Source organism: Lactiplantibacillus sp. 3062 (assembly GCF_055413545.1).
The window spans coordinates 51,978-64,612 of the sequence record NZ_JBVAYE010000012.1 but is presented as its reverse complement, the minus strand read 5'-3'; the positions used below and the strand labels follow the sequence as shown (position 1 = coordinate 64,612).

The window sequence follows — 12,635 nt, the reverse complement described above, 5'->3', positions numbered from 1 at the left end:
TTGCCGAAGTACCAGACTTTCGCTATACTCGAAATAAATATCGGGGGAGGTTATAACAATGACACAAAATCGGGTGATTAACGCGTTGAGCTATTTAAGCATTTTATTCTTACCAGTTTTATTTCCATTAATTGTTTGGTTGCTGACGAGTACTAATCCAGAAGCACATCGGGTTGCAGGACGGGCTTTTTGGTTACATTTGTTGCCGACAATTTTAGGAATTACACTGCTCGTTATTTTAGGCGTTAGCGGTATTTATATGGACAGTATCGTTAATAGTGGCTGGTTGGCCGTGGTTCTTTTAGCGGTATTTGGATTAGTCGCAGTGGCTAGCTACTTATGGTCGATTATTCGCGGAATTCAGTATTTAATTGCTGATTAATGTAGTAGCGTTAGGTTCAGGAGGGTTTAGCATGGTTGTTAAGGACGCATCAGTGGTTGAAACAGCAATGATGATTCAATTTTGGCAGCGTGGTTATTATCAAACGACAGTTGACGACTTGCTCACCGTTAGCCAGTTGTCACGAACGCAGTTTTATCGCCAGTATCACAGTAAGCGGGTTGCGTTACGCCGTTCACTTGAACGCTATCAAATAACGTTAGATGAACAACTTGATCAATTGATTCAACGTGAGCGGGCGCGGCAAACACCATTGCCCGCTTTAATTGCGGCTTGTTTGCGACTGCCGTTTCAGAGTGAACGGTGGCCAGCAGGATGTTTGATGGTGAACCTGATGGCCGAGATTGGGTCGCAGGATGCGTCCTTGATGGCCCAATTGCAAACGATCTATGCTGATTTACAGACCCGACTCGTCGGTTTACTTTCACCGCAGGCTAAAACCTTACCGACCACGGTCGCTGAGGCTGCAGCAAGTTTAATGCAGGTTCGCAGCGGCATTCAGCTATTGGCAAAACAGGATCCTAGTGGGGCACAGCTAAAACAACAGGCTCAAACGAGCGTTAATCTGATTATGGGGGCAGTTTAAGATGGTTGAGATTAAAGTCATTCACGGTGATATTACCAAAATGACCGTTGATGCAATTGTTAATGCGGCCAATACAAGTTTGCTTGGTGGTGGCGGCGTCGATGGTGCCATTCATCGGGCAGCGGGACCGGAGTTACTGGCGGCCTGTCGCCCATTACACGGTTGTGCAACTGGTGAAGCCAAGATTACGCCGGGCTTTCGACTACCGGCGAAGTATGTCATTCACACGCCAGGCCCCGTTTGGCAAGGTGGGCAACATAACGAATTACAATTGTTAGCGAATAGTTATCGCAACAGTCTGAATTTGGCCGCTGAGAATCATTGTCAAACGGTTGCTTTTCCGTCAATCAGTACCGGCGTCTATCACTTTCCGCTATCGATTGCAGCGCCGTTAGCGTTAAAAACGTTACAAGCAACCGCGCAGACAACGGCCCACACGGTTCAGACAATCACGATTGTTTGTTTTGATGACCAAACACAAAATGCATTTAGTACGGCGTTGGTAGCGCTGACAAATTAATCTTTACCAAAAAAATACACATGGACGCTACTATCTTGAGTAGCTGCTTGCTATAATGTTGATATACCGGTCATCGGGGATGGTCGTAAATCTTTATGTATTGGGATTATCAAGCGATAATCATTGCCAACAAGAAAGGAATCCATTGTGTTAGATATTTTTAAAGCGGTAATCTTGGGGATTGTTGAAGGGATTACTGAATTCTTACCAATTAGTTCAACGGGGCATTTAGTCCTAGTTGACGAATTTATCAAGATGCAACAGTCCACGCAGTTTACGGATATGTTCAACGTTGTGATTCAATTAGGGGCGATCATGGCGGTCGTTGTCCTGTATTTCCATAAACTAAATCCGTTGTCACCACGCAAGGATACCACGGAAAAGCGAAATACTTGGGTTCTCTGGAGTAAGGTGTTATTAGCGGTCATTCCATCAGTGATCGTGGGGCTACCGTTAAATGATTGGATGGACGAACATTTAATGAATTGGGCGGTCGTTTCTGCCACGTTGATTATTTATGGGGTCCTATTCATTGTGATTGAAAATCATAATAAGCGCTTAACACCCCGCTTCGCTAATCTACAAACGTTACCTTATACGACGGCATTGTTCATTGGGTGCTTCCAGTTGCTCTCGTTGATTCCAGGGACTTCACGTTCCGGTGCAACCATTTTAGGGGCTATCTTGATTGGAACTTCACGCTACGTCGCAACTGAGTTTTCATTCTTCATGGCAATTCCAACAATGTTTGGGGCGTCATTACTGAAGCTTGTGAAATTCTTTGCTCACGGTGGTTCTTTAGCTGGTTTGCAAGGAGCAGTCTTAGCCGTTGGGGTGATCGTGTCCTTCATAGTCGCTTACTTGTCGATTCGTTTCTTGTTGGATTACATCAAGAAAAACGACTTCAAGGCGTTCGGTTGGTACCGAATTGTCCTGGGGGTACTTGTGATTGGCTACTTTACGTTGATTCATTAAATACTAGAAGCGTCACTTTTGGCTAAGCTTGTTGCCGCAAATATCATGAATAAATAAAGTCAGCGACTATAAATTAGTTGCTGACTTTTTAGATTATATCATTCTAGTAATGGATGGACCGTCATAACGATTGGATAAGTGATAGACCAATCGTTATGACGGCTTTTTTGAAGTAATCGTGTTACCGATGAACTAATTTATAGTTGGTTACGCCGTACCTTTGATTGAATGTGATTCTGACAATTTGTCCGCGTTTGAATGGGGCTGGATCAGCAGCAACTGTATTAAAATGAAGATACTTTTTTCGCCCTTAGAATTAGTTGCTAGTCCTTGGTATTGATACCCAGTAGCTGAGACATTGACCGGTAGTGTAATTGGGGAAGTTCCGGTACTACTCGATATTTTCATGTAGTAGTAATGACCGCCATATCGAAAAATAAACCAACCAACATTTATCAGAATTGTGATTATTAATAATAAGGTGAGCAGCCATTCGATGAGATGATTAGACCTAGTATTCATTGTAGTATTCTCCTCGTATACTACCTTTTAAGGCTTCGCAACCACATTGAAATTGCAGCTGTAGAATCGTAATTAGGCAGTATTTTAATTGAATTTTCAGTTTTGAAAAATATTAATGAAGGTAATAATTTTATGCCAATCTTACCAAGGGTATTTTTCTTTTTCTCTAAGCTTATTTTGTCAGTATCTAAATAATAAATTGAGCTTTTCTCCCTCCAAGTTAGAAAATCTCGGGTTAAATACAATTATTATTGTAAATGTTGCAGGCTTATAAGCCCACAATTTGAACTATATTAGACCTATTAACTTACTTTTATTGTAAGTACTTAGTAAAAGGCGTTATCTATTTTTTTGCTAATCATTTAAGAAGTCTAACAGCTGCAAATCAAGATAACGTGGTGTCATTTTGCTAACCGACAAAGATGCACTAGCTGATTTTCCTGATTAAACAAAGTGTAAAGTAATGCGATTGATAAATTCAGCGACGAGAAAGCCAATTGCAATCACGCCAGCAATAATGACAACTTGTACAAAGTACTGGTAGGCCAAGTCTGGTTGACCAGTGACCAAGTTACGAACGACTCGATAAGACTGGCCACCAGGAACCAGTGGGACCAGACTAGGGATATTAAAGATGATCATCGGCATTCGTTTGTAGCGTGCGGCCATACCGCTAGCGACGCCAATCACGATAGCTGCGACGAGGTTACCAATCGCAAGTTTGGCGTCGATTCCTAATGGCAGGATGTGATAGAGGATCTCATACGTAAACCAGCCAGCAGCACCGACCCAACCACTGAGGTTAACGGCGCGACGCGGAATATTGAGAAGTACCCCAAAACCAGCCGTAGCTAAGTAAGCTAAGATAATTTGAAATAAACCGGTTGTTAAGAGCCAATGTAGCATGTCACGCCTCCTTTAGTAGAAAAATGAAGTCAGTGCGATACCAACACCAATCGCACACGCGGATAAAACGGCCTCTACAGCGCGGGCAGGACCACTCAGCAAGTTACCCGTCATTGTGTCACGGACGGCATTAGTAATGGCGACACCCGGCACTAATGGCATCACAGCGCCAATAATGATGGCGTCGGGATGATAATGACCGTTAGTGAGATAAAAGCCGAGTAGGGTAATTAGACCAATAATAAAAGCGCCCATAAATTCGCTGAGAAACCGAATTGACCCCAGCCGATTGATCCAATAAAAGGCAGCAAAACCAGCCAACCCGGCTAGCCCACAAGTAATCAAGTCGGCAGGAGTTGTCCGCCCAGTAAAGGCGACCATCAACGGCACACTAACGACAACGGCCGCTAGACATAACCAGCTGAATGGGAAGGTCGGTACGGCTTGATTGACCCGTTCGAGGGCTGCGGCAAATTCAGTTAAATCAATATCGTGATTAGCAAACTGCCGTGACAGGCTGTTGACCTGATCCACTTTTTCAAGGTCCATACCCCGATTATGGATTGCTCGCACTTCGCTAGTGGCATTTTCCGGCAAGGAGACGGTAATCCCTGTTAACAGTACGAAGACCTGCGCGTCAGGGTAGCCCGCGTTGGTTGCAATTCGTTGCATCGTGTCTTCAACTCGTTTGATTTCAGCCCCATTTTCTAGCAAAATGGCGCCGGCCAATAACGTGGTTTTTAACATAACTGCCGTATCGCTCATCAAAACCCCTCCCACATCAGAATGTTTATATTTTCTCACGAATTTTGCGTATCGTCATTAGTTTGGAACAGAATGTTTGCCGGAAGTGGTCGGTTATGGGTAGAATTATCTTAACAAATAAATTCTTGGAGGCATTTTTGATGACTGCATTGACTAAACTCACCGATACGTACACGTTAAATAACGGCACTAAGATTCCGATTGTTGGTTTTGGAACGTGGCAAACACCTGATGGTCAGGTTGCTTACGATTCCGTATTAGCCGCATTAAAGGCGGGGTACCGGCACATTGACACGGCGGCGGCCTATGGTAACGAGGAAAGTGTTGGTAAAGCTATTGCCGATAGTGGTGTGGCACGTGAAGACCTATTTGTCACGACCAAATTATGGAATGCCGACCATGGCTATGACGCTGCCAAGAAGGCGCTGGATACCTCGTTGGCTAAGTTAGGTTTGGACTATGTTGACCTCTACTTGATCCACTGGCCAAACCCAGCCGCAATGCGCGACAATTGGGAACAATTGAACGCCGATACTTGGCGGGCAATGGAAGAAGCTTACACGGCACGTAAAGCACGGGCTATCGGGGTTTCTAACTTCCGTCCTAAGCATTTAGACGCGCTGCTTAAGACAGCCAAGGTTGTGCCAGCCGTTAACCAAATCTTCCTCAATCCTAGTGATATGGAAGATGAAGTTGTGGCCTACAACCGCAAACATGACATTTTATCAGAAGCTTATAGTCCATTAGGTACTGGTAAGATCTTCAGTATCCCAGAATTAAAGACGTTGGCTGATAAGTATGATAAGAGCGTTGCCCAAGTTGTGCTACGTTGGTCATTACAACACGGTTTCTTACCATTACCAAAATCAGTTCATGCGGATCGGATTAAACAAAATACGGAATTATTTGATTTCGAACTCAGCGATGATGATATGAAGGTCATTGATGGTTTCCACGGTGTTGCCGGGTTAGCTAATGATCCTGATCAAGTTAATTTCTAAGTTTCATCGTTATTAAGGATGCAGCCACTGGCAGCATCCTTTTTATTTGGCTAATCACCTAATTGTCGGAGTCAGCTAGTTAAATTAGAAAATTCGTTGTTATCGTAAAAAGTGTGGCGCGGCCGCTTAATAATATGAGGTAGGCCCCTAATTAGACTAATGAAACGTCATAAGATGTCCGATTGTTGATTAGCAACCTGACTATCACAGCGATTGGACTATGGTACACTCAGTTTTAATTATTAAGTCTGGGGGCCTGTGAATGTTACTGATATTAGCAATTTTACCAATTGTTGTGACGGTGGGATTAGGCGTGTTTGCGGGGCTACGGCACCAATTTGCGCCAACGACCAGTGATATTTTGATTCAGTTGGTCATGCATTACGCCTTGCCGTTAAGTCTTTTCGGAGGAATCTTGTCATTAAAGCGCGCTACCATTATTCAAAACTCCTCGGTAGCGCTGTGGTTGGCGCTAGGCATGCTAGGTGGCATGGTTATCGTCATTGTGAGCCAATGCTGTTTCCATCAACAACTAGAAACGGGGACATTACGAGCGCTAGTGATCGCCAGTCCTTCAATTCCATTCATGGGTGTTTCCGTTTTACTGGTGGTTTTTGGTAAAATCAGTGTTTTATTGGTCGCGTTAGGCGGCCTGTACATGAATTTGGTACAAGTGCCAGTGAGCGTGTTGCTGTTAACGCTAGCGGGCGGTTCGACACCTGAGCAACGTTGGCGAGCCGGTTGGCAGAAACTGTGTCGTGCGAGTCGGCAACCAGTCGTGTGGGCGCCAATCAGTGCTTTTCTCTTAAATTTGGCCGGATTGCGGTTGCCCAGTGCTTGGCTAACGAATTTTACGGAGTTGGGACAAGCAGCTGGGGGCGTGGCGTTATTTGCGCTGGGACTTCTGTTAACGACTAGACCGTGGCGACTGACGCGCATGGTTGTCTTAAACGTGCTACTGAAAAATTTAGGCTTACCGGTGCTCATTTGGGGGATTATGGCTAGTCTAGGTGTGTCATTAAGTAACCAACAATTAGTCGTCCTGACGCTCGCAATCCCCACTGCAACCATCGCGACCATGTTGGCCGTCCAAAACCACTTGGCACCAGATGAGTATGTGGCGACGCAAATGTTAAGTACGGTCATTGCGCCGCTGACCATGGGATTCTTAATGTGGGGATTGCAGCTCGTATGACGGGCACCTTTTGATTACCATGCTAGGTTTGTGAGGTGCTCACAAAGGAGGGCACGACTTGCGGTCAGTGCTGTTATGATTCCCGATTGACAAAGGTTAATTGGCACGGTTTAACGACGATGCTAAACCAAACGTTGTGAACGTCAGTATAGACAAACCCGCTCAAATAGTGCATATTTGAGCGGGTTTGTCGCGTTAGTCTTAATAGTGAACTTGAAAATTAGTCGGTTGCGTTGCGTTGACGACGGGATGTTGCGCAAAGTAGTCGGCAATTAATACGGTCATATCAGTAGGTAAGCGCCGGATAATCTTAGCTGTTTGATACATTGGGTAATTCCCACCGCCATCAGCGCGGTAATGATTCAGAGTGACCGTTAATTTTTGGTCAGCGGTGACTGGGGCCCCATGATAATCGAGTTGAACGACACGTTGACCAAAAGGTTTGGTAAGGTCGAAAGTATAGTCGATGCCACTGTAAATATCATAGACATAGTGGCGCAACTTAGGGTGCATGAACTCGGGATTGACCCGAACGTGACCGTCTTGGAGGAGAAAGTAACTCGCACAACGTTCAAGAGCGGCGCGTAAATCAGCACCAGTAATGGCTTCAACGGCAAGTTTGTTTGGGTAGACGTAACTGTTCATGACTTCCCGCATCGTCACGTGTTGTTTGAGGCCTGGTACGTCGTCATTAAATAATGCTGTTGCGGCAATATCGGTACCGGTTGCGGCCATTTCAACGCGATTAATAAAATCGATGTAAGGATGATTATGCAGCCGTGCTTGAAGATGATCGTGTACGAGCATATTGCCGTTAATTTGGCCAAGTGGTGTGTCTAACCAGTCTTCCATCTGGTCATTGATTGGTCCAACTAGTTGCATTACCTGGGTATTGGGGGTGGCATCTGCGACCGGATAGATTTCCGGATGACTGGTCGTCACTTGATGACTGCGGTCGAGCTCAAGGGTAATCATAGCAACATTAGTACCTTTCATACCAGGTTGTGTCACGGGAACACCGTGAACTGTAACGGCTAATTGTCGATGCTGGTGGCCAGTAATCATGGCATCAATGCCGGGTACTTCAGCTAATAGTGCGGAACCTCGGTTTTCACCATTCATGCGTTCGGTTGGACGGTCAGTTTGGGGATCGCGTTCAAGACCACCGTGGTAGGCGATGACAACGACGTCAGCCAGTTGGCGCAATTTGGGCACCCAATGTTTAGCAGTTGCAACCACGTCCTCAAAGTGCAGGCCGGCAATGTGATGTGGTTGTTCCCAGTGGGCAACGAATTGCGTCGTTAGACCCAAAATTGCCACTTTAACTCCGGCGCGTTCCAGAATTGTGTATGGTTTGGAGAATAAGGTGCGGTGCAGGTCATCATGAATATTAGCGGCCAGCATCGGATATTGGCGGCTTGATTCACACAGGTCGAGGTAGTCGAGCCCGTAGTTGAATTCATGGTTACCGAAAATACCGGCTTGAACGTGGTTGCAATTTGCAAGGCGCGAGTATAACGGTGCAGCTTCTTGGTGGTGGCGAGCAATGAAATAGGTCAACGGTGATCCCTGTACGTAGTCGCCATTATCAATCACGATTGGCCAGACATCAGCCGTATCTTCACGTGACAGTTGATGAATAACAGTAGCGGCACGACTAAGACTAAATGGTGCGATGTTATCACGACGACTGTAGTCAGTTGGCGCGAGGTAACCGTGCACATCACTAGTTGAGATTAATTTGATTTTCATAACGTGCCTCCAAGGAATATTTGTGTTCTATTATAACAATATTCATGGCTGGTAACTTGATTTTAGTCATAAATTGAACAGTTTTTTGATGATGACCTGTGGTTAATGTTTAATGGCTGCTTTAATTGTACGTTCTAATCTTCACGACTTTTTCACAATTTGTACGTAAAACGACAAAATGTTTCCGCTATCATTAATAGTGACGAATGACAACGATAATCGAATTACGGAGGAATAAACGATGCAGAATTATCAGAATGCACCATTCAAACCTACCCCCGAGTCCGGTTTAACGACCACAGCGGTGACGACCCAGCTAACTAAATTCGGCAAAAATGAATTAGTAGCTGCGCGCCCCGTACCGTTATGGCGTAAAATTTGGCAACATATGAGCGACGTTTCATCGCTAGTGTTATTATTTGCAGTTGGTTTAGCCACGTACTTGGCTCTTGCCCAGAATGGGGGCTGGACAAAGACCATTGTGATTGGCGCCATTTTAGTTATTAATGTCTGTATTGGTTTGTACCAAGAAGCTTCCGCAGAAAAGTCGTTGGCGGCACTGAAGTCAATGAGTTTACCCACAGCTAATGTTCGACGGGATGGGAAGGTACAAACGATTGCGGCACCAGAAATCGTTCCCGGTGATTTAGTGCTACTAAAAGCGGGTGACCAGGTTCCAGCCGATGCGGTCGTGTTAGAGGCCACGAACTTAGCCGTTGATGAGGCAGTTTTGACAGGTGAAAGTGAAGCTGTTGAAAAAAGTATTTATCAGGACACCGGTGAGTTGGATGATAACTGTCAAGTGTATGCGGGAACGGCCGTCACAGCCGGTACTGCATTGATTCAGGTCTTAACGACCGGAATGGCCACAGAGTTAGGTCAAATTGCAGGTTTGTTGAACAAGACGAAGCAACGGGCCACGCCATTACAGGGGCGGCTTAATCGGCTATCAAGCTGGTTAACGACATTTGCCGTCTTAGGTGGTATTACGATTTTTGCGCTGAGTGTTTGGGTGCAAAACCAAGGTTTGGCCGATAGCTTGATGATTGGGGTTTCATTAGCGGTCGCGGCCGTGCCAGAGACTCTGCCGATCATCGTGACCATTAGTCTTTCACACGGTGTTCGACGGATGGCAGACAGAAATGCCATCATGCGCCGAGTTAGTGCCGTTGAAACGATTGGGAGTGTCGATGTAATCGCGTCTGACAAGACCGGAACCTTGACGCAAAATCGAATGACAATTACAAAGTATTGGACGCCGACCACGGGCATTATGACGACCGAACATCCCTTGCCATCAGCGGGACAAACATTGATGCGTTACTTAGGATTAGCGACGAATGCCGAGATCAACCACGTTGACGGTGAAGAACAAGCTATTGGGGACGCAACGGAATTAGCCGTTATTCGTTGGCTGGCTCAGTATGATTTAGATCGGCCCAGCTTGGAGGCGCAGACCCCACGAATTGCGGAAGACCCGTTTGACTCAACTAAGAAGATGATGACGACGGTGCATGAATTAGCGCATGGTCGACGGTTAGTTATCGTCAAAGGGGCTTGGGATCGGTTACCACTGAAGCCTGACCAAGCTAGCCTAGCTGCTGGACAAGTGGCCCATGATGAATTTGGGCAGGCGGCGCTGCGCGTTTTAGCTGTTGGCTATCGCATCATTCCCGCGGATGTCCAAACTACTGACTGGGACGACCTGACAGCTGACCTCCAATTGGCAGGATTGATTGGTTTGATTGATCCACCACGACCAGAAGTGATTCCGGCCATTCGAGCAGCCAAACAGGCGGGTATTTTTCCAGTTATGATCACGGGAGATCATTTGGTTACTGCGAAGGCTATCGCTGAGGAAATTGGCATTTTAACCCCTGGGCTGCAAGCAATTAGCGGTGATGAGTTACGCCAATTGAGCGATGAAGAATTGACGGCTCAAATCGATCAGATTGCAGTGTACGCCCGAGTGTCGCCGAGTGACAAAATTAGAATCGTTCAGGCTTGGCAAAGTCTTGGTAAGACGGTTGCGATGACCGGTGATGGTGTCAACGATGCGCCGGCATTGAAAGCGGCGGATGTTGGCATTGCAATGGGAATTACGGGTACCGAAGTATCTAAAGAAGCCGCTGACATGGTGTTAACGGATGATAATTTTGCGACGATCATGGCAGCAGTTAAGGAAGGTCGGACAGTTTATCAGAATATCATTAAAGCCGTTGAATTCTTGGTAGGTGTCAACTTTGCACAAATCTTCTTGATGGTTGGTGCAGTCCTCTTCGGTTGGGGGGCGCCACTGTTAGCAGAACAATTGCTGATTATTAACGTACTTGCTGATGGGATTCCAGGATTCTTTATTAGCCAAGAGCCAGGTGAACCCCAAGCTATGCAACAACCACCAGTATCCAATGACGAAAGTATTTTAGCTCGGGGCCTTGGTCAACGGTTGTTTATCCGGGCAGCTACTTTTACCGTACTAACCCTCGGAATTTACGCGTTTGGCCGCTTTGGCTTAACAAATGGTGAAGCCCCAGTCGGGATGACGATGGTCTTTCTAGTATTGGCATTAGGATCAATGATCGACATCTATGCAATTAAGGATCGCCGACCACTCAGCTGGTCAAGCATGATGCGTAATCCAATGCTGAACCGAGGATTGCTGTTAGGAATTCTGGTGGTCTTGGCAATTGCAGTGATACCACCGTTCCGTAGTTTCTTTAGCTTAGTGACACTACCAGCGTTAGGGTGGTTAACGGTGCTAGTAGCTACGCTGATTCCAACATTCGTGCTGGAATTGAATAAGCGCTGGCAGGCGCGGCGACAGTCACGATTAGTCGTGAATACTGCTGAATAAGGATGATCAATTCAAGTTAGTTAAAATGCTGCTTACAAACGTTATTCGTTTGCAAGCAGCATTTTTTCGTGTCATTAAGTTGTGTGCCTAAAATACTGGCCGGTGAGCGGGCTTAGAACGTAAGTCATCACAATTGTAGGCAGATAATTCTTTCAGACCATCTTTACTAGCATCGAAATAGGCCGTTAATCCTTGGGCAATCATTAAATTGAGTTCTTTATTCGCATCAAACTGAACGATGATGACGGGTGTCTTTTCAGCCACGGCCGCACCGATTTCAAACATTGTGCCAGAATCTGGCTCATTGGTTGCACTAGTCATGTCGAAGTCAAGAATGGCAACAACGACATCGGCCCGATGAACTTGACGCATATCGGATGCGTAGACGTATTGTTGCCAAGCACGGCTACCAAAAGGTTCTTCTTCAAATTGATGTTCTTCTGGGATGAAGATACCATCGGGGTTGATCGTCGGGTTAGCCAACAGCGCCGACTTCACTTGTTGGATGCGTTCCTTCTGAGCCTCGTCAAAAAACGGTGCAGCTAGGTAAACGTTATTCATAATGATTTCCTTTCTGGATAACAAAATTTGGATAAGCCTATTTTAGCGGAAATATGGGGTGGCTTTCAAGCCTTGATTTGGCGTGAATCATTATTAAAAGATCCTTATTTTGAAAGTTCAAAAATAGCCAGCTTAGGCCCGCTGGAAAAAGTTCGAATCAGCGTAAACTTGTTTAGTTGGTTGGTCCTACACCGACTTCCAGGCATTTCTGCCAATTGCCGGAACGTGGTGGGCACAGATTTGAGCCGAAAAATCACGTCTCAAATACTGGCCTTTCACTAACCAAGCACAAGACGCTTGCTAAGTGAAATTTCACCACTGGGCATTGTCAGAAACGCCTTCCAGTCGGGAGAGTATTCGAATGGCAGACGAAGCTGTACTTAACTTTTGATGAATTTGCCGTTGCTTTTCGTAAACGGTAATTTTGTTAATCAACTGTCAAACTGAAAATGATATTGAGGTAGCTCATTAATCCTGAATCGGCATAGTAAGATTCAAACTCCTGACAGAGTGCCTAGTGCACCCTAACCCTTTGTCTTTGTTTAATATCAAAATAGTCAACGATAAATTGTGCTAAGTTAAGTGGCCGTTCATCAGC

Annotated in this window: 12 protein-coding genes; 7 read left to right on the top strand and 5 right to left on the bottom strand. The window is 45.6% G+C overall.

What is annotated here, in order from left to right; genetic code table 11:
• The first annotated feature begins 58 nt into the window (after positions 1–58).
• From ACWQAU_RS13430 to ACWQAU_RS13415, 4 genes are all read left to right on the top strand, one after another.
• Positions 59–382 carry a membrane protein gene (locus ACWQAU_RS13430; RefSeq protein WP_003642997.1) on the top strand — a complete coding sequence of 108 codons (324 nt, stop codon included), beginning with the start codon at positions 59–61 and terminating at the stop codon, positions 380–382.
• Positions 383–413: 31 nt separating this feature from the next.
• Positions 414–986: a TetR/AcrR family transcriptional regulator gene (locus tag ACWQAU_RS13425; protein WP_003642996.1), complete on the top strand. Its 573-nt coding sequence runs from the start codon at positions 414–416 to the stop codon at positions 984–986.
• 1 nt (position 987) lies between these two features.
• Positions 988–1,506, top strand: a complete 519-nt coding sequence (locus ACWQAU_RS13420; protein ID WP_003643523.1) for an O-acetyl-ADP-ribose deacetylase — start codon at positions 988–990, stop codon at positions 1,504–1,506.
• A gap of 147 nt (positions 1,507–1,653) precedes the next feature.
• Positions 1,654–2,481 (top strand): undecaprenyl-diphosphate phosphatase, encoded by an 828-nt coding sequence (locus ACWQAU_RS13415; RefSeq protein WP_003642994.1) that lies wholly within the window; start codon positions 1,654–1,656, stop codon positions 2,479–2,481.
• 207 nt (positions 2,482–2,688) lie between these two features.
• Here ACWQAU_RS13415 and ACWQAU_RS13410 read toward each other — a convergent pair whose 3' ends face one another.
• The 3 genes from ACWQAU_RS13410 to ACWQAU_RS13400 all read right to left on the bottom strand — a co-directional run bounded on the left by ACWQAU_RS13410 (position 2,689) and on the right by ACWQAU_RS13400 (position 4,674).
• The gene (locus ACWQAU_RS13410; RefSeq protein ID WP_228402968.1) at positions 2,689–3,003 is read right to left on the bottom strand and encodes a hypothetical protein; all 315 of its coding nucleotides are present in this window, start codon (positions 3,001–3,003) and stop codon (positions 2,689–2,691) included.
• Positions 3,004–3,447: 444 nt separating this feature from the next.
• Positions 3,448–3,909, bottom strand: coding sequence for a threonine/serine exporter family protein (locus ACWQAU_RS13405; RefSeq protein WP_003642992.1), 462 nt, complete (start codon positions 3,907–3,909; stop codon positions 3,448–3,450).
• Positions 3,910–3,921: 12 nt separating this feature from the next.
• A complete protein-coding gene (locus ACWQAU_RS13400) occupies positions 3,922–4,674 on the bottom strand; it encodes a threonine/serine exporter family protein (protein WP_003643522.1) in 753 nt (250 codons plus the stop codon).
• Between the two features lie 140 nt (positions 4,675–4,814).
• Here ACWQAU_RS13400 and ACWQAU_RS13395 point away from each other — a divergent pair, with 140 nt between their 5' ends.
• Both ACWQAU_RS13395 and ACWQAU_RS13390 read left to right on the top strand, forming a co-directional pair.
• Positions 4,815–5,675, top strand: coding sequence for an aldo/keto reductase (locus ACWQAU_RS13395; RefSeq protein ID WP_003643521.1), 861 nt, complete (start codon positions 4,815–4,817; stop codon positions 5,673–5,675).
• Positions 5,676–5,937: 262 nt separating this feature from the next.
• A complete protein-coding gene (locus tag ACWQAU_RS13390; protein ID WP_003642989.1) occupies positions 5,938–6,870 on the top strand; it encodes an AEC family transporter in 933 nt (310 codons plus the stop codon).
• Between the two features lie 201 nt (positions 6,871–7,071).
• Here ACWQAU_RS13390 and ACWQAU_RS13385 read toward each other — a convergent pair whose 3' ends face one another.
• Positions 7,072–8,622, bottom strand: coding sequence for a bifunctional metallophosphatase/5'-nucleotidase (locus ACWQAU_RS13385; protein WP_027821651.1), 1,551 nt, complete (start codon positions 8,620–8,622; stop codon positions 7,072–7,074).
• Positions 8,623–8,863: 241 nt separating this feature from the next.
• On the opposite strand from ACWQAU_RS13385, the gene ACWQAU_RS13380 reads away from it, so the two are divergent.
• Positions 8,864–11,476, top strand: a complete 2,613-nt coding sequence (locus ACWQAU_RS13380) for a cation-translocating P-type ATPase (RefSeq protein ID WP_027821652.1) — start codon at positions 8,864–8,866, stop codon at positions 11,474–11,476.
• Positions 11,477–11,563: 87 nt separating this feature from the next.
• Here the strand turns inward: ACWQAU_RS13380 and ACWQAU_RS13375 are convergent, their stop codons facing one another.
• Positions 11,564–12,037, bottom strand: coding sequence for a nucleoside 2-deoxyribosyltransferase (locus ACWQAU_RS13375; protein WP_003642986.1), 474 nt, complete (start codon positions 12,035–12,037; stop codon positions 11,564–11,566).
• Positions 12,038–12,635 lie beyond the last annotated feature (598 nt).